This is a genomic window from Agrobacterium vaccinii (assembly GCF_021310995.1).
GTDB lineage: Bacteria > Pseudomonadota > Alphaproteobacteria > Rhizobiales > Rhizobiaceae > Agrobacterium > Agrobacterium vaccinii.
Map to the genome: position 1 here is coordinate 2669521 of NZ_CP054150.1, position 17980 is coordinate 2687500.

General features: G+C 57.0%; 11 protein-coding genes, 1 tRNA gene and 2 rRNA genes. 9 read left to right on the forward strand and 5 right to left on the reverse strand.

What is annotated here, in order from left to right; all coding sequences use genetic code 11:
* Positions 1-110 precede the first annotated feature (110 nt).
* The 9 genes from HRR99_RS13125 (at position 111) to recQ (ending at position 13011) form a co-directional block, all read left to right on the forward strand.
* Positions 111-698, forward strand: a complete 588-nt coding sequence (locus HRR99_RS13125) for an ANTAR domain-containing response regulator (RefSeq protein WP_233123502.1) — start codon at positions 111-113, stop codon at positions 696-698.
* 31 nt (positions 699-729) lie between these two features.
* Positions 730-2016 (forward strand): CmpA/NrtA family ABC transporter substrate-binding protein, encoded by a 1287-nt coding sequence (locus tag HRR99_RS13130; protein ID WP_233122041.1) that lies wholly within the window; start codon positions 730-732, stop codon positions 2014-2016.
* Between the two features lie 369 nt (positions 2017-2385).
* Positions 2386-3684, forward strand: coding sequence for a CmpA/NrtA family ABC transporter substrate-binding protein (locus tag HRR99_RS13135; RefSeq protein WP_233122042.1), 1299 nt, complete (start codon positions 2386-2388; stop codon positions 3682-3684).
* Between the two features lie 19 nt (positions 3685-3703).
* Positions 3704-4600, forward strand: coding sequence for a nitrate ABC transporter permease (gene ntrB / locus HRR99_RS13140; protein WP_233122043.1), 897 nt, complete (start codon positions 3704-3706; stop codon positions 4598-4600).
* Between the two features lie 13 nt (positions 4601-4613).
* Positions 4614-5411, forward strand: coding sequence for an ABC transporter ATP-binding protein (locus HRR99_RS13145; protein ID WP_233122044.1), 798 nt, complete (start codon positions 4614-4616; stop codon positions 5409-5411).
* Between the two features lie 4 nt (positions 5412-5415).
* On the forward strand, positions 5416-7866 hold the full coding sequence (nirB, locus tag HRR99_RS13150; RefSeq protein ID WP_233122045.1) for a nitrite reductase large subunit NirB: 2451 nt from the start codon (positions 5416-5418) through the stop codon (positions 7864-7866).
* A 103-nt stretch (positions 7867-7969) separates the two neighbouring features.
* Positions 7970-8299, forward strand: a complete 330-nt coding sequence (nirD, locus tag HRR99_RS13155; RefSeq protein ID WP_045228280.1) for a nitrite reductase small subunit NirD — start codon at positions 7970-7972, stop codon at positions 8297-8299.
* Positions 8300-8448: 149 nt separating this feature from the next.
* On the forward strand, positions 8449-11106 hold the full coding sequence (locus HRR99_RS13160; protein ID WP_233122046.1) for a nitrate reductase: 2658 nt from the start codon (positions 8449-8451) through the stop codon (positions 11104-11106).
* Positions 11107-11202: 96 nt separating this feature from the next.
* Positions 11203-13011, forward strand: a complete 1809-nt coding sequence (gene recQ / locus HRR99_RS13165) for a DNA helicase RecQ (protein WP_233122047.1) — start codon at positions 11203-11205, stop codon at positions 13009-13011.
* A gap of 50 nt (positions 13012-13061) precedes the next feature.
* Here recQ and HRR99_RS13170 read toward each other — a convergent pair whose 3' ends face one another.
* From HRR99_RS13170 to HRR99_RS13190, 5 genes are all read right to left on the reverse strand, one after another.
* Entirely contained in the window at positions 13062-13424 is a 363-nt protein-coding gene (locus HRR99_RS13170) for a hypothetical protein (protein WP_233123503.1), read from the reverse strand.
* 114 nt (positions 13425-13538) lie between these two features.
* Entirely contained in the window at positions 13539-13814 is a 276-nt protein-coding gene (locus tag HRR99_RS13175) for a BON domain-containing protein (RefSeq protein WP_233122048.1), read from the reverse strand.
* Positions 13815-14237: 423 nt separating this feature from the next.
* Positions 14238-14314: transfer RNA gene (locus HRR99_RS13180), tRNA-Met, on the reverse strand.
* Positions 14315-14548: 234 nt separating this feature from the next.
* Positions 14549-14663: ribosomal RNA gene (gene rrf / locus HRR99_RS13185) — 5S ribosomal RNA — on the reverse strand.
* A gap of 319 nt (positions 14664-14982) precedes the next feature.
* Positions 14983-17789 (reverse strand): 23S ribosomal RNA (locus HRR99_RS13190).
* Positions 17790-17980 lie beyond the last annotated feature (191 nt).

Genomic DNA, 17980 nt, shown 5'->3' on the forward strand with positions numbered 1-17980 from the left:
GGTGAGGGAAGACCAATGTTAAAATACAAAAGAAATATTTCGGTATGCCTATTTTATAGGCCAGCTGAAAAAGATTGCATTTCATTGTGCGCTGCGTCATCTATGCGCTCATGACGATCCGTGATCTGACCATTCTAGTCATTGATGAAAACGCTATTCGCGCCTCCATTATCGAGGAAGGATTGCGCGAGGCGGGGCATGACCACGTCACAGTGATCCACGAAGTCCATGGCGTGGCGCGGATCATTGACACGCTCTGTCCCGACGTCATCGTCATCGACATCGAAAATCCCAACCGGGACATGATGGAGCATTTGTTCCAACTGACCCGAACGGTGGGACGACCCATCGCCATGTTCGTGGATCGCTCCGACACCGCATCCATCGAAGCCGCAGTCGAAGCGGGTGTGTCCGCCTATATTGTCGATGGGCTCAAGAAAGAGCGCGTCAAACCCATCCTCGATATGGCCGTCAGCCGCTTCAACGCCTTCAGCCGCCTGAAGCGGGAACTGGCAGATGCCAAATCGGCGCTGGAAGACCGCAAGATCGTGGAGCGCGCCAAGGGCATTCTGATGAAGATGCGCGGCCTGTCCGAAGAGGAAGCCTTCGCGCTTTTGCGCCAGACGGCGATGAACGAGAAGAAAAAGCTGTCCGAGATTGCGCAAAGCGTGGTCACGGCTGCCGGCTTGCTGATGTGAGCGGCGCAGGACAGGAAAGGAAGCTTAGGATATGACGACCATCGTCAGCGAGACACCTGGAAGCGGCAGCGCAGACAGCGCGCCAGCTTTGATTGGCAATGACCGCCAACGCACCTTGCGCGCAGGCTTCATTCCGCTGGTCGATGCATCCGTGCTGATCGCCGCCACCGAATTCGGCTTTGCGGAGAAGGAAGGCCTGAAGCTCGATCTCGTGAAGGACGTATCCTGGGCCAATGTGCGCGACCGTCTGGCGTTTCGGCAATTCGATATCGCCCACATGCTCTCGCCCATGCCGGTCGCTTCGATGCTGGATCTGGGCTCCAACCCCTCCCCCACCATCACACCGTTTTCGCTGGGGCGTGGCGGCAATGCGATTACGCTTTCGACCCGGCTCTTCAAGCGCATGCGCGAGGTGGCAGGAATTTCAGAGACGGCAAGCGCGCTCGATGATGCCAAGGCGCTGAAATCGCTTCTGGATGAGATGCGCGCACGCGGCGAAGCCACACCGACCTTTGGTGTGACTTACCCGTTCTCATCGCACAATTACGAATTCCGCTATTGGCTTGCGGCTGGTGGCATCAACCCGGACAAGGACGTCAAACTCGTCGTTGTGCCGCCACCACTGACATCCGACGCCCTTGCCGCCGGCGCAATCGACGGCTTCTGCGTTGGCGCACCCTGGAACATGATGGCGAGCGAACGCGGCATCGGCCGCATCGTCGCCGCCAAGCAGGATATCTGGCCATCAGCACCAGAGAAGGTCGTCGGCATGCGCCCGGAATGGGCGGATGCGCAACCCGAAGCCGTTTCGCGTCTTCTGGTGGCGCTAGATGCTGCTGCGCGCTGGTGTGACGATACGGAAAACCACAGCGCTCTGGCCGCGACGCTGGCGGATGCGAAATACATCGCCGCTCCCGAGGAGATCATTCGCCAAGTGCTGGCCGGACGCTTCAGTGTCGATGCCCAGGGCAACCAGCGCGTCATCGAACGATATTTCACCTTCCATGACAATTTCGCCAATTACCCACGCAAGAGCCAGGCGCTGTGGATCTACAGCCAGATGATCCGCTGGGGACAGGCCAACTTCACGCAGGAAGCCGCCCAAGCGGCGGCACTAGCTTATCGCAGCGATCTTTACCGCGACGCTCTGGGTCCCAGCAACGCACCGCCTGAGTCCGATATGCGCATCGAAGGCGATACGGATGGCGACCGCTTTATGGATGGCCATGTCTTCGACCCGAGCATGATTGAGGGTTACGTGAAAGGCTTCGCAGTCAGCGCAGGCAATCTCGGGTCGGCCAGCACCGAAGACGCCTGATTGTGACGCACTGCACAAATGCTGCGCATCGAAAAAGCTTCTCAGATATCATGTGCGCAAAATATAAGCCGTCAATTTCATGATTGAATTTTGAACAAAGCCCGCAAAATTCAGAAATAACGCTTTCATATCAATTTGTTATTTTCCTCTCTAACGAACTGGCATACCGCTTGCTTGATATAAAACACTCGGTCAATGGCGATCGAGGATAAAAGCGCATCACTGCTGCTTACCAACGACACTGACGTCGCAAGGTTTTTGCTGACCGGGACCTCCCTCCCGGCAAACGCAATCTCCGAGCGGCGTTTTTTTATTTTTACTTTTCGCAAACAAGCGCCGGAACGGCGGATCAAAATGGGGACCATGCGCATGAAACCGACATTCACCGGCAATCTGAGCCGCCGCAGCATGCTGAAGACCACCGCTACCGCCGCCCTGATCACCGCCATGAAATCCGCCTTCCCATCCGGTGCATTTGCGGCAACTGCCGCGCCTGAAGTGACCGGTGCGAAACTCGGTTACATCGCGTTGACCGATGCAGCGCCGCTGGTCGTTGCCGCCGAAAAAGGCCTTTTCGCCAAGTATGGCATGCCGGATGTGGAAGTTGCCAAGCAGGCCTCATGGGGTGCAACGCGCGACAACCTCGTTCTCGGCGGCGCATCCAACGGCATCGATGGCGCGCATATTCTGACCCCCATGCCCTACCTCATGCACACCGGCAAAGTAACGCAGAACAATGTGCCGGTGCCGATGGCCATCCTCGCCCGCCTCAACCTCGACAGCCAAGGCATTTCGGTTGCCAAGGAATATGCCGACACCGGCGTGCAGATCGATGCTTCCAAGCTGAAGGCAGCCTTTGAGAAGAAGAAAGCCGAGGGCAAGGAAATCAAGGCGGCCATGACGTTTCCCGGCGGCACGCATGATCTGTGGATTCGCTATTGGCTGGCCGCTGGCGGCATCAACCCGGACAAGGATGTCTCCACCATCGTCGTTCCGCCACCGCAGATGGTTGCCAACATGAAGGTTGGCAACATGGATGTGTTCTGTGTGGGCGAGCCATGGAACGAGCAGCTGGTCAATCAGGGCATCGGCTTTACCGCCTGCACGACAGGCGAGCTTTGGAAGGGACACCCCGAAAAGGCGCTCGGCATGCGCGCCGACTGGGTGGAGAAGAACCCGAATGCCGCAAAGGCCATCCTGATGGCCGTGATAGAAGCCCAGCAATGGTGCGACAGCATGGATAACAAGGATGAGATGTCCGCCATTCTGGGCAAACGCCAATGGTTCAACGTTCCGCCAAAGGACGTGCTGGGCCGCCTGAAGGGCGACATCAACTACGGCAATGGCCGCGTGGCCCACGGAACCGACTTGCAGATGAAATTCTGGAAGGACGGCGCATCCTATCCGTTCCAGAGCCATGACAGCTGGTTCATCGCCGAGAATGTCCGCTGGGGCAAGTTTGCGCCCGACACCGACATCAAGGCGCTGGTCTCCCAGGTCAACCGCGAAGACCTGTGGCGCGAAGCCGCCAAGGAATTGGGCGTGGCAGCAAGCGATATCCCGACCTCCAAATCCCGCGGCAAGGAAACCTTCTTCGATGGCAAAGTTTTCGACCCGGAAAACCCATCCGCCTATCTCGACAGCCTCTCGATCAAGGCCGCCTCTTAAAAAGCGACAGGATAAAACCATGACCGCAACTGCCCGCAAGACAGACAGCATGGCAACGGCCACCGCCATCCCGAAAAGCGGCACCGTGATTGCCATCGACCGCCGCCAGGCAAAGGGCTTCAACCCCGGAAAGATTGCGGGCGCGATTGCCCGCAACGTTCTTCCCCCACTTGTCGTGCTGGTTCTGCTGCTCGGCATCTGGCAGATGCTCTGTTCCACCCCCGGCGCAACGTTGCCGCCGCCAAGCCAGGTGTTTCAGGAAAGCTATGACCTGATCGTCTATCCCTTCTTCGTCTATGGTTCGCAGGATATCGGCCTTGGTTGGCGGGTGTTGATTTCGCTGGAGCGTGTGGCCTATGGCTTCGGGCTTGCCGCTGTTGCAGGCGTCATCCTCGGCGCCATCGTCGGTCAGTCCATCTGGGCGATGCGCGGTCTCGACCCGATCTTTCAGGTGCTGCGCACGGTGCCGCCGCTGGCATGGCTACCGCTGTCGCTGGCTGCCTTTCAGGACAGCAATCCATCGGCCATTTTTGTGATCTTCATCACCTCCATCTGGCCCGTCATCATCAACACTGCCGTTGGTGTGCGCAACATTCCGCAGGATTACCGCAACGTGGCGCAGGTGCTGCGGCTGAACCAACTGGAGTTTTTCTACAAGATCATGCTGCCATCCGCCGCGCCCTACATCTTCACCGGCCTGCGCATCGGTGTCGGCCTGTCATGGTTGGCGATCGTCGCCGCTGAAATGCTGACCGGTGGCGTCGGCATCGGCTTCTTCATCTGGGATGCGTGGAATTCCTCGCGCCTGCCCGACATCATCGTCGCACTCGCTTACATCGGCGTCGTCGGTTTCGTGCTGGACAAGCTGGTCGCAGCACTCGGCAACATCGTCACCCGTGGCGCAGCGGCGAATTGAGGAGGAGATCCATATGAACGCCTATCTCAAGCTCGATAACATCGATAAATATTTCGACAAGGGCGGCAGCCGCGCCGAGGTGCTGAAGGGCATCAACCTCACCATCGGCAAGGGCGAATTCGTCTCGGTCATCGGCCATTCCGGCTGCGGCAAGTCCACCATGCTGAACCTCATCGCAGGGCTCACCAAGGTTTCCTCCGGAGTCGTTCTTCTGGAAAACCGCGAGGTGAACGAACCAGGCCCGGAACGCGCCGTGGTGTTTCAAAACCACAGCCTGCTGCCGTGGCTGAGCGTTTATGAAAACGTCAATCTCGGCGTCGAAAAGGTCTTCCGCTATTCAAAGACCAAGGCAGAGCGCCACGAATGGGTCATGCGCAATCTCGACCTCGTGCAGATGGGCCATGCCAAGGACAAGAAGCCATCGGAAATTTCCGGCGGCATGAAGCAGCGCGTCGGCATTGCCCGTGCGCTGGCGATGGAGCCGAAAATCCTGCTGCTGGATGAGCCCTTCGGCGCGCTGGATGCCCTGACCCGCGCCCATTTGCAGGATGCTGTCATGGAAATCCATGCCCGTCTTGGCAACACCATGGTCATGATTACCCATGATGTGGATGAGGCCGTTCTGCTGTCGGATCGCATCGTGATGATGACCAACGGTCCTGCCGCCCATATCGGCGAAATTCTCGATGTGCCGCTGCCAAGGCCGCGCCACCGCATCGAGCTTGCATCCGACCGAACCTACCTCAAATGCCGCGAAGCCGTGTTGAAGTTCCTCTATGAACGTCATCGCTTCGTCGAAGCTGCGGAGTAATCCCATGACAGAAAAACTTGTCATCATCGGAAACGGCATGGCCCCCGGCCGCATGCTGGAAGAACTCTTCGAGAAAGCACCGGGCCAATACCAGGTCACGATTTTCAACGCCGAGCCTCGCGTCAATTACGACCGCATCATGCTCTCGCCGGTGCTGTCGGGTGAGAAGTCCTATGAGGACATCATCATCCATGGTGATGGCTGGTATATCCAGCACGGCATCACGCTCTATAAGGGTCGCCGCATCGTCAATATCGACCGCGCGGCGAAGACCGTCACATCCGACCATGGAGTGACGGAAAGCTATGACAAGCTGGTGATCGCCACCGGCTCCGTTCCCTTCATCATCCCCGTTCCGGGCAAGGATTTGCCAGGCGTCATAACCTATCGTGATCTTGATGATGTCGATGCCATGCTGCTGGCGGCGCAATCCAGAGCGAAAGCCGTCGTCATCGGCGGCGGGTTGCTGGGGCTGGAGGCGGCTGCCGGTCTTTCCATGCGCGGCATGGACGTGACCGTGCTGCATGTGATGCCTACGCTGATGGAGCGCCAGCTCGACCCGGCAGCGGGCTACCTGCTGCAAAAGGCGATGGAAGATCGCGGCATCCAGGTCATTACCAAGGCCAACACCAAGCAGATCGTCGGCACCGACAAGGTCGAGGGTATCGAACTCGACAATGGCACGATCATCCCCGCCACGCTGGTGGTGATGGCGGTCGGAATCCGCCCCAATGCGGGTCTGGCGAAGGACGCAGGTCTTGCCGTCAATCGCGGCATCGTCGTGGATGCAGGCATGCGCACATCGGACGGCGATATTCTCTCCGTCGGTGAATGCGCCGAGGTGGACGGCATGGTCTATGGCCTTGTCGCCCCGCTTTACGAAATGGCACGGGTCGCCGCCTCGCATCTGGCAGGCGATACCACACCGGCCTTCGTGCATGCGGATACGCCAACCAAACTCAAGGTCACCGGCATCAACCTCTTCTCCATCGGTGACTTTGCCGATGGCGATGACCGCGAGGAAATCGTGCTGCGCGATGCCACCGCAGGCGTCTACAAGCGCGTGATCCTCAAAGACAACCGCATTATCGGCACCGTTCTCTACGGTGAAACCTCTGATGGCGCGTGGTTCAACGACCTGAAGAAAAAAGCGACCGATATTTCGGAGATGCGCGACACCCTTATCTTCGGCCAAGCCTATCAGGGAGGGTCCCCACTGGACCCTATGGCGGCCGTTGCAGCCTTGCCGGATGATGCGGAAATCTGTGGCTGTAACGGCGTTTGCAAGAGCAAAATCACTTCTACCATCACGTCGAAGGGGCTGACGTCGCTGGACGATGTGCGTGCTCACACCAAGGCTTCGGCTTCGTGCGGTTCCTGCACGGGCCTTGTCGAGCAGTTGATGACACTGACGCTTGGCGACAGCTACAATCCGGCAGCCGTTCAGCCCATGTGCACCTGCACGGAGCTTGGACACGACGATGTGCGCCGCCTGATCAAGGCCAAGAGCCTGAAAACCATTCCCGCCGTCATGCAGGAACTCGAGTGGAAGACCTCTTGCGGCTGCGCCAAATGCCGCCCGGCGCTGAACTACTATCTCGTATCCGACTGGCCTGATGAATATGCCGACGATTACCAGTCGCGCTATATCAATGAGCGTGTCCACGCCAACATCCAGAAGGACGGCACCTATTCCGTCGTGCCGCGCATGTGGGGCGGCGTGACCAATGCCAACGAATTGCGCGCAATCGCTGACGTTGTCGACAAGTTCGAGATACCCATGGTGAAGGTGACAGGCGGCCAGCGTATCGACCTTCTCGGCATCGAAAAGGAAGACCTGCCCGCCGTCTGGGCCGATCTCGGCAAGGCCGGTTTCATCTCCGGCCAAGCCTATGCCAAGGGCCTTCGCACCGTCAAAACCTGCGTCGGATCGGACTGGTGCCGCTTCGGCACGCAGGATTCGACAGGCTTTGGCATTCGCGTCGAAAAATTCATGTGGGGTTCCTGGACACCAGCCAAGCTGAAGCTGGCCGTCTCAGGCTGTCCGCGCAACTGCGCCGAAGCCACCTGCAAGGATATCGGCGTGATCTGCGTCGATAGCGGTTACGAAATCCACTTCGCCGGTGCCGCCGGTCTCGACATCAAGGGGACGGAAGTTTTGGGCCTTGTGAAGACCGAGGACGAGGCGCTGGAGCATATCGTGGCACTGACGCAGATGTACCGCGAACAGGGCCGTTACCTAGAGCGAATCTACAAATGGGCCAAGCGCATCGGCTACGACGAAGTTCGTCGCCAGATCATGGGTGATGCCGACAAGCGCAAGGCTTACTTCGACCGCTTCGTCTTCAGCCAGAAATTTGCACAGGTCGATCCATGGTCGGAGCGCGTATCCGGCGAACACAAGCACGAGTTCAAACCCATGGCGACCATCGGCTTCAACCAAGCCGCAGAGTGACCGACCGCCGCAGGGCGTGACGGACGCTAAGGGTAGTCGGGTGGGCGGAAAGAGGAGTTTCCGCCCACCCGGAGACATCATCGACAAGGACAGGATGAACGCAATGAACTGGGTCGATATAGGCGACATCTCCGACATTCCCCTGCGCGGCGCACGCTGCGTGAAAACGCCCTCCGGCAAGATCGCAGTGTTCCGCACGGCGGACAACGATGTCTATGCCATCGAAGACCATTGTCCGCACAAGGGCGGTCCGCTCAGCCAAGGCATCGTCCACGGCGCGTCGGTCACTTGTCCGCTGCACAACTGGGTCATCTCGCTGGAAACCGGCAAGGCGCTGGGCGCGGATGAGGGTGCCGTGCGCACCATTCCCGTGCGCAACGTGGACGGCAAACTGTCGATATCAATCGAAAGCCTCATGATCGCGGCGGAGTGATATTCGGATGCATATGACGCAAGCTCATTCCCCCAATCGCAACGTCGAAAAAGGGTGCAGCTGTTGCCGCACACCGATCTCCCCCCTTGCGGGGGAGATGTCCGGCAGGACAGAGGGGGGTGAAAGCCGCAGCATGAGAGGGCGACTTTATGCCCACTGAAACCAAAACCACCTGTCCCTATTGCGGCGTCGGCTGCGGCGTGATCGCCAGGATCGAAGACGATGGCGCTGTCTCCGTCAAAGGCGATCCCGACCACCCCGCCAATCTGGGACGGCTCTGTTCCAAGGGATCGGCGCTGGCCGAAACAATCGATCTCGACGGACGATTGCTCTATCCGCAGGTGGATGGCGAGCGGGCAACATGGGATAGCGCACTTGATCTCGTAGCCTCGAAATTTTTGGACGCCATTGCCGAACACGGACCAGACTCCGTTGCCTTCTACGTCTCCGGCCAATTGCTGACGGAAGATTATTATGTCGCCAACAAGCTGATGAAGGGCTTCATCGGTTCGGCCAATATCGACACCAATTCACGCCTGTGCATGTCCTCCTCCGTTGCAGGCCACCGCCGCGCATTTGGTTCGGATACGGTCCCGGGTCTCTATGAGGATATTGTCGAGGCCGATCTCGTCATTCTCACCGGCTCCAATCTGGCATGGTGCCACCCGGTCATCTACCAGCGTCTCGCCGCTGCCAAGGCCGAGCGCCCGGATATGCGCATCGTCGTTATCGACCCGCGCCGCACCATGACCTGCGATATCGCCGATATGCATCTGGCCATCCGCCCGGATGGAGACGTCGCGCTGTTCACCGGCCTTCTCGCCCATCTCGCAAACGGGGCCGCCATCGACCGAACCTACGTCGAAAGCTTCACAAACGGATTCGATGCCGCCACCCAATCCGCCGGGGAATACAGCCTCCCCGAGATTGCGGAAGCCACGGGGCTGAGCATTGCCGAACTCATCCAGTTCTACGAACTCTATGAGCGCACGGAAAAGACCGTCACCTGCTACAGCCAGGGCGTCAACCAGTCGGAAAGCGGCACGGACAAGGTCAACGCCATCATCAATTGCCATCTGGCAACAGGTCGCATCGGCAGGCCGGGCATGGGACCGTTTTCACTGACCGGCCAACCCAACGCCATGGGAGGCCGCGAAGTCGGTGGTCTCGCCAATATGCTGGCGGCCCATATGGCCATCGAGAATGCTGGTGATCGCGACCGTGTTCAGCGTTTCTGGAATTCGCCTGTTATTGCCGACAAACCGGGTTTGAAGGCAGTCGATCTGTTTCAGGCGGTGGCCGATGGGCGCATCAAGGCGCTGTGGATCATGGCTACGAACCCCGTGGTTTCCATGCCCGATGCCAGCGCCGTCGAAGCCGCATTGAAAGCCTGCCCCTTCGTCGTCGTTTCCGACATGTTCGCGATCACCGACACGGCCAAATACGCCCATGTCCTGCTTCCCTCGCTCGGCTGGGGTGAAAAGGACGGGACCGTGACCAATTCCGAGCGACGCATCTCCCGCCAACGCGGCTACCTGCCCGAACCGGGAGAAGCGGCGGCAGACTGGTGGCAGTTGGCTCAGGTCGGTCAGCGTATGGGGTTTGCCGCAGCGTTCGATTACACCGGCCCAGCCGATATTTTCACGGAACACGCCAATCTCTCCGCCTTCGAAAATAACGGGTCGCGTGATTTCGATATCGGCGCATATTCCGCACTGACAAAGCCAGCCTATGACGACCTGTCACCGTTCAACTGGCCGCAGCCATTATCTGGGACCACGCAAACCACACGTTTCTTTGCAGACGGAAAATTCTATCACGCAGATCGCAAGGCCCGCTTCGTCAGCACCGCCCTGCCACAAACATCCCGCATAGATGCTGATTTCCCGTTGACCCTCAACACGGGCCGCATCCGCGACCAGTGGCACACCATGACACGCACGGGAAAAAGCGCCCGCCTTTCGTCCCACATAGCCGAGCCCTTCGTTGAAATGCATCCGCGCGATGCGATGGAAGCTGGCATCAACAGCGCTGATCTCGTGGAAGTCGAAAGCCCGCTCGGCAGGATCATCGTGCGGGCGCTGGTAACGGACCGGCAGGCGCGCGGCAATCTCTTCGTGCCCATGCACTGGAATGACCAGTTTGCCGCCAATGCCCGCGTTGACAGGCTGGTGCCATCAGTAACCGACCCCTTTTCCGGCCAACCGGCATCGAAAAACGTGGCCGTCACCGCGCGCCGCTTTCAGGCGAAAGCCTATGCCTTTGCCGTCACGCAGGCCAAACCGCAAGGTCTCGATTGTGCCTATTGGGCGCTTGCGAAAGCCGAGGGCGGCTACCGGCTGGAGTTTGCCTTTGAGGATGCCCCGGAAGACTGGATCAGCTGGGGCCGGGCCGTCTTCGGCATCGATGTCAGCATAGAACCCATCGGCTATGCCGATAACAGCACAAGTCAGATACGGCTTGCCTTTTTCGATGGCGAGAGATTGCTGGCCGCACTTTACGTCGCCGATACCCCTGTTGCAGTCGCCCGCAATTGGGCGATCTCCCAGCTCTCCATCCGCCACGAGGATTTACGAACCCGCTTTTCCCTTGTCGCAGGCCGCCCCGGTGCGGGCAGAGCCGACCCCGGCGCCACCGTCTGCTCCTGTTTCAATGTCGGCGTCAACCAGATTACATCCGCCATTCGTGATGGGTGCCACACCGTCGAAGGCATCGGGAAAACCTTGAGCGCGGGCACAAACTGCGGCTCCTGCCGCGCGGAAATCCGCGGCATCATCGAAGGTTGCATGAAGACTGCAGCGGAATAATCCCTACGCCTGCGTGAACCGAATGGAATGAAAGGGTTGCGATTATTCTGAATATGGAATGAGGTGCGGCACGACCGAATCTCAAAGAAGATATCCGTGAATACTGATCCATTCCATATTCTAAAAACCATCTACGGCTACGATACTTTCCGTGGCCAGCAGGCAGACATCGTCCAGCATGTCATCGCGGGCAACAACGCCTTCGTACTGATGCCGACAGGCGGCGGCAAGTCGCTCTGCTACCAGATTCCAGCCCTATCGCGCCCCGGCATGGGCCTTGTCGTTTCGCCTCTCATCGCGCTGATGGTCGATCAGGTGGCCGCCCTCCGTCAGGCGGGCGTGAGAGCCGAGGCGCTGAATTCCAACCTTCAGCCGGATGAGCGCCGCGCCCTGTGGGCCGATGTTCGCGCTGGCAAGGTCGCCATTCTCTATGCTGCGCCGGAAACGCTGCTGAAGCCAGACGTGCTCGACGCGCTTCAGGATGTGTCCCTATCGCTCATTGCCATCGACGAGGCGCACTGCCTGTCCCAATGGGGCCATGACTTCAGGCCGCCCTACCGCCAGTTGGATATGCTGACCGAGCGCTTCCCCAACACGCCGCGCATGGCTTTGACAGCGACGGCAGACGAGCCGACCCGCGCCGAAATTCTGGAACATATGCGTATCGACGGCAAGGACGCCTTCATCGCAGGCTTTGACCGGCCCAATATTCGCTACGCCATTATGGAGAAGGACAATCCGCGATCGCAGGTCAAACGCTTCTTGCGGGATCATCAGGATGAAAGCGGCATCATCTACTGCCTGTCCAAGCGAAAAACGGAGGAGACTGCCGAATGGCTGCGCTCCGAAGGCTATGACGCCCTCTCTTACCACGCCGGCATGGCACGCGAAGACCGTGAGGCAAACCAGACCCGCTTTCAGCATGGCGAGTCCATCATCATGGTCGCCACCATCGCGTTTGGCATGGGCATCGACAAGCCGGACGTCCGCTTCGTGGTGCATATCGATCTGCCCAGCAGCATCGAAGCCTATTATCAGGAAACGGGCCGTGCTGGTCGTGACGGTCTACCGTCCGACGTGCTGATGCTCTATGGCTCCGACGACATCGCGTTGCGCAATCGCTTCATCGAAGAATCCGATGCGCCGGACCAGCGCAAGCATATGGAACGGCAAAAGCTGGATGCTCTGCTGGGCTTGGCCGAAACGGCGGGATGCCGCAGACAGGCACTGCTCTCCTATTTCGGAGATACGTGCGAGCCCTGTGGCAACTGCGACACCTGCGCCGAACCACCAGAACTTTTCGACGGCGCCATCGCCGCACAAAAAATCCTGTCCTGCATCTACAGAACTGGAGAGCGCTTCGGTCAGGCCTACATCATCAGCGTGCTGTTGGGCGCCGACGAGGAGCGCATAACCCGATTCGGTCATGACCAGATTACCACCTATGGCATCGGCAAGGAGCACGATAACCGCACGTGGCGAGCAATCCTGCGCCAGTTGATCGCAGCTCGGCTGATCGAAGTCGATCTCGCCGGGCATGGCGGCCTTTCGATATCAGAAACAGGCCGCCAGTTTCTGAGAGAGAAACCTATGCTGATGTTGCGAAAACCTCAGGCGCCGCGCAAAACCAGCCGCTATCGCAATGCGAATGGACGACCAACCGTCAGTCTTCCCGACGAGGATGCGGCTTTGTTCCAGGCCCTGCGCGAGCGCCGAATGGAAATCGCCCGCACCCAGAACCTCCCGCCGTACGTCATATTCCATGACAAAACCCTGATCGAACTTGCAGGCGCCCGCCCGACATCACGTTCAGAGATGGCAAAGGTACCAGGCGTTGGCGAAGCAAAGCTGGATCGCTACGGCCCCGCCTTTCTGGAGGTGATAGCAAACTTCGAATCCGAATAAAGATCAAATCCGCCACCAGCCTATAGTCGATCTAGGTTTCAGCCCTAAGCTTACGCGTCGACCTTCTCGCTCACATCGTCCAAGAGAAAATGCGCGACGACATATTTCGTCTGAAACGGCACGCCACTATCGGAAATATCATCTTCGGTTCCGCCATCGATGGGGTGCCATTTTTGGTAGTGTGGGTTGTTGGTGATGAGGGTGATGGCTTTGCCTGCAAGCTTACCCTGAACCCTGTAGCGCGCTTCAGCCAATGGCCAAATGCGCTCGTAATCCGTCTGGGTCATCCGCACTTTAAGCGCCATCCGCCTTGTTGGCTCACCAAGTGGGTGGCCTGCGGGATCGTTTGTCGGAACGTTGAGCGTTAGTTCCTCAGCACCATCCAGAATGGAATTGAATTCGTCTGGCCACATCCGTCTCATGAAACGCTCCTCCCAAGCTTCTCTTCGTCAGCAAAGGAAATATAGCGCGTCCCGTTCAGCAAGCAATCCCGATCTTTCCAGATGCGTTGCGCTCGCCTGTCAGGATCATGCCGTGGCCTTATGCGCCATACTCACACGAAAGATAACCTTGTCCGCACCCGCAATATCGTGGGCAATGTTGAGAGCGCGGTAGAAATCAATCTCAGTCTCGACATAACCCGTGATCAACACGCACCGGCCTTCCGACTGCACGCTAATTTCGCGGCCCGAGAAATTCGGAAGGTAGCAAAGCTCGGCCTCAATCGCCGCACAACGGGCAGAAGCACTGCCGCCAAGACCAAAACTAAAGGAATTGCTATCATAGACGCTGGTCAAGAACATGGTGTGCACCCTCGGAAACATGAATGTATGATGAACAAGTATTCACGCACACATCCCGTTCCACTGACTCCAAACGAAATCAGCTTTATACAAAAGAAAGCCACCAAACGTGGTGTCTTACGAAGCCAACTCGTCTTTTAGGCGACAAAAGAGCGCTGAGTTGTGGTGGGGGATGAAACTTAGAAGACCGTTTTTGGCATCCTCGGACACCGACTAGCAAACAGGAAATTCCTTTCCCTGACGACCGATGGTCGCCTGTCCTCAATGCGTGCATTCGAGGACTACGTAGCGAATTTGCGGGACTGCCCAGAAACGAGTACGCCCGCCGTGTTATGGCGGGTTCGTTTTTGGAAATTAAAGCGAAGCTGGCTAATCTTGCCCACTTCCGTTCCGTTCTGGTTGATTTGGAGGTATTTTGATTTTTGGTTGCGGGGGCAGGATTTGAACCTGCGGCCTTCAGGTTATGAGCCTGACGAGCTACCGGGCTGCTCCACCCCGCGCCAAGCGTAAATCCCTATTGGATTTATCGCGACTGCGTCACAGCTTGGCTGTGATGCATACTGCCGGAGCAAATCCGTTAGGATTTGTCTCCTGTAAGGGGCGCACCATAGTGTGGTACGCCGATATTGTCTTTGCGTTTTATAACACAAAAGGCCGCGTAGTGAGCGGCCTTTGACTGGCCTTTTGGCCGTTTGTTTTTGCGTTGAGAAGATGTTTTGTGTTGCGTTTTGCAGACCTGGCAGCGACCTACTCTCCCGCGTCTTAAGACGGAGTACCATTGGCGCTGGGGCGTTTCACGGCCGTGTTCGGAATGGGAACGGGTGCAGCCGCCCCGCAATAACCACCAGGTCGGCAAAACGCAACATATGATCCATGCTTTGCATGGATCATATGATTGCTTGTTGATTGGTGTACCTTGTCCTGTTCGCTTGACGCTCACAGGGGACACCAATTGGCCATACGGCACCCTCGAGATGAGGATGTGTTGGGCCAAAACAATCACAGATCCATGATTTCACATGGAAACTGTTGTTTCGAGAAGCTGGAGAGCTGAAGGCTCTATTTAATTTACACGTCTTTCTGTGACTTGTCCGTCCGCAGCGCCTTTGGCGCGTGAGGACAGAAGTATCATCTTCATCTTCGATGAAGATGAACATAATCAATGGGAACGAAGAAGTCGCTCGAGCTATTAGTAACGGTAAGCTTCATGCATTGCTGCACTTCCACACCCGTCCTATCAACGTGGTCGTCTTCCACGGCTCTGATAGGGAACACTCGTTTTCAGGTTGGTTTCCCGCTTAGATGCCTTCAGCGGTTATCCATTCCGTATATAGCTACTCTGCTATGCCCTTGGCAGGACAACAGATCCACCAGAGATACGTCCATCCCGGTCCTCTCGTACTAGGGACAGATCCTGTCAATATTCCTACACCCACGGCAGATAGGGACCGAACTGTCTCACGACGTTCTGAACCCAACTCACGTACCGCTTTAAATGGCGAACAGCCATACCCTTGGGACCTGCTCCAGCCCCAGGATGCGATGAGTCGACATCGAGGTGCCAAACAACCCCGTCGATATGGACTCTTGGGGGTCATCAGCCTGTTATCCCCGGCGTACCTTTTATCCGTTGAGCGATGGCCCTTCCACACGGGACCACCGGATCACTATGACCGACTTTCGTCTCTGCTCGACTTGTCAGTCTCGCAGTCAGGCTAGCTTATGCCATTGCACTCGACGACCGATTTCCGACCGGTCTGAGCTAACCATCGCGCGCCTCCGTTACTCTTTCGGAGGCGACCGCCCCAGTCAAACTACCCACCATACACTGTCCCGGATCCGGATAACGGACCGCGGTTAGACATCCACGAAGATAAGGGTGGTATTTCAAGGATGGCTCCACGAGAACTGGCGTCCCCGCTTCAAAGCCTACCACCTATCCTACACATGCCTTGGCGAATGCCAGTGTAAAGCTATAGTAAAGGTGCACGGGGTCTTTCCGTCTGACCGCAGGAACCCCGCATCTTCACGGGGAATTCAATTTCACTGAGTCTATGTTGGAGACAGCGGGGAAGTCGTTACGCCATTCGTGCAGGTCGGAACTTACCCGACAAGGAATTTCGCTACCTTAGGACCGTTATAGTTACGGCCGCCGTTTACTGGGGCTTCAGTTCAGAGCTTGCACCCCTCCCTTTAACCTTCCAGCACCGGGCAGGCGTCAGACCCTATACGTCGTATTGCTACTTCGCAGAGCCCTGTGTTTTTGATAAACAGTCGCTACCCCCTGGTCTGTGCCACCCCATCATACTTGCGTACCATGGGGTCACGCTTCTTCCGAAGTTACGCGTGCAATTTGCCGAGTTCCTTCAACATAGTTCTCTCAAGCGCCTTGGTATACTCTACCTGACCACCTGTGTCGGTTTCGGGTACGGTCTATACGGTGGAGCTATTTCCTGGAACCTCTTCGCCGCACATTCAATCCAATAAGAATGTACAACACACGAGATCCGTCACTACCACCAGGCCCACGAATATTAACGTGGTTCCCATCGACTACGCGTGTCCGCCTCGTCTTAGGGGCCGGCTAACCCTGCTCAGATTAACTTTAAGCAGGAACCCTTGGTCTTTCGGCGAGGGAGTCTCTCACTCCCTTTATCGTTACTCATGTCAACATTCGCACTTCCGATATCTCCAGCAGCCCTCACGGGTCCGCCTTCACAGACTTACGGAACGCTCCGCTACCACAAAACAGCCACTACGACTGTCTTATCCTCAGCTTCGGTGCATGGCTTTAGCCCCGTTACATTTTCGGCGCAAAGACCCTTATTTAGACCAGTGAGCTGTTACGCTTTCTTTAAATGATGGCTGCTTCTAAGCCAACATCCTGGTTGTTTTGGGATCCTCACATCCTTTCCCACTTAGCCATGACTTGGGGACCTTAGCTGGAGGTCAGGGTTGTTGCCCTCTTCACGACGGACGTTAGCACCCGCCGTGTGTCTGCCGATTAGTACTCCTCGGTATTCGGAGTTTGGTTAGGATCAGTAAGACGGTGAGTCCCCATAGCCCATCCAGTGCTCTACCCCCGAGGGTATTCGATCGACGCACTACCTAAATAGTTTTCGCGGAGAACCAGCTATTTCCGAGTTTGATTGGCCTTTCACCCCTAGCCACAAGTCATCCCAATCTATTGCAACAGATATGGGTTCGGCCCTCCAGTTGGTGTTACCCAACCTTCAGCCTGCTCATGGCTAGATCACTCGGTTTCGGGTCTAATGCAACAAACTAAACGCCCTATTCAGACTCGCTTTCGCTACGCCTACACCTACCGGCTTAAGCTTGCTTGCTACACTAAGTCGTTGACCCATTATACAAAAGGTACGCCGTCACTCTTTCGAGCTCCGACTGCTTGTAGGCATCCGGTTTCAGGTTCTATTTCACTCCCCTCGTCGGGGTGCTTTTCACCTTTCCCTCACGGTACTTGTTCGCTATCGGTCATGCACGAGTACTTAGGCTTGGAGAGTGGTCTCCCCATGTTCAGACAGGATTTCACGTGTCCCGCCCTACTCAAGGACAATGCCTGTTCTACGTCTACGGGGCTATCACCCGCTATGGCCACCTTTTCCAAAGTGTTCGACTTTATTCAGCATTGCCACTGGCCTGGTCCGCGTTCGCTCGCCACTACTTACGGAGTCTCGGTTGATGTCCTTTCCTTCAGGTACTTAGATGTTTCAGTTCCCTGAGTTCGCTTCTTACACCCTATGTATTCAGGTGCAGATACCTTATCATAATGCTTGGAAACCTAAGCCGTACCGAAGCACAACTTAGATTCTCCAAGCATTTAAGGTGGGTTCCCCCATTCGGAAATCCATGGATCAAAGCTTATTCGCAGCTCCCCACGGCTTATCGCAGCGTATCACGTCCTTCTTCGCCTGTGCATGCCAAGGCATCCACCAAATGCCCTTAATTCACTTCTTCGTTCTCATTGTCTATGCTCATCCATAGTCGACCCTTTCGGAGCGACGACCTGATTACCTTTTACAATCAGGTCATTTCTTGATGACATCGACGTGTCGATACAGTCCTCTTTGAAGGCACGCCGGTGCACTTCGAGGCCGTATCATTAAGACCAGCTTCTCGAGATATCATCCGGTGATGCGCGGTCAGGC

Coding starts and splice junctions, on each gene's coding strand:
- HRR99_RS13125 (WP_233123502.1), top strand. CDS start 111: ATGACGATCCGTGATCTGACCATTCTAGTCATTGATGAAAACGCTATT.
- HRR99_RS13130 (WP_233122041.1), top strand. CDS start 730: ATGACGACCATCGTCAGCGAGACACCTGGAAGCGGCAGCGCAGACAGC.
- HRR99_RS13135 (WP_233122042.1), top strand. CDS start 2,386: ATGAAACCGACATTCACCGGCAATCTGAGCCGCCGCAGCATGCTGAAG.
- ntrB (WP_233122043.1), top strand. CDS start 3,704: ATGACCGCAACTGCCCGCAAGACAGACAGCATGGCAACGGCCACCGCC.
- HRR99_RS13145 (WP_233122044.1), top strand. CDS start 4,614: ATGAACGCCTATCTCAAGCTCGATAACATCGATAAATATTTCGACAAG.
- nirB (WP_233122045.1), top strand. CDS start 5,416: ATGACAGAAAAACTTGTCATCATCGGAAACGGCATGGCCCCCGGCCGC.
- nirD (WP_045228280.1), top strand. CDS start 7,970: ATGAACTGGGTCGATATAGGCGACATCTCCGACATTCCCCTGCGCGGC.
- HRR99_RS13160 (WP_233122046.1), top strand. CDS start 8,449: ATGCCCACTGAAACCAAAACCACCTGTCCCTATTGCGGCGTCGGCTGC.
- HRR99_RS13170 (WP_233123503.1), bottom strand. CDS start 13,424: ATGTGGCCAGACGAATTCAATTCCATTCTGGATGGTGCTGAGGAACTA.
- HRR99_RS13175 (WP_233122048.1), bottom strand. CDS start 13,814: ATGTTCTTGACCAGCGTCTATGATAGCAATTCCTTTAGTTTTGGTCTT.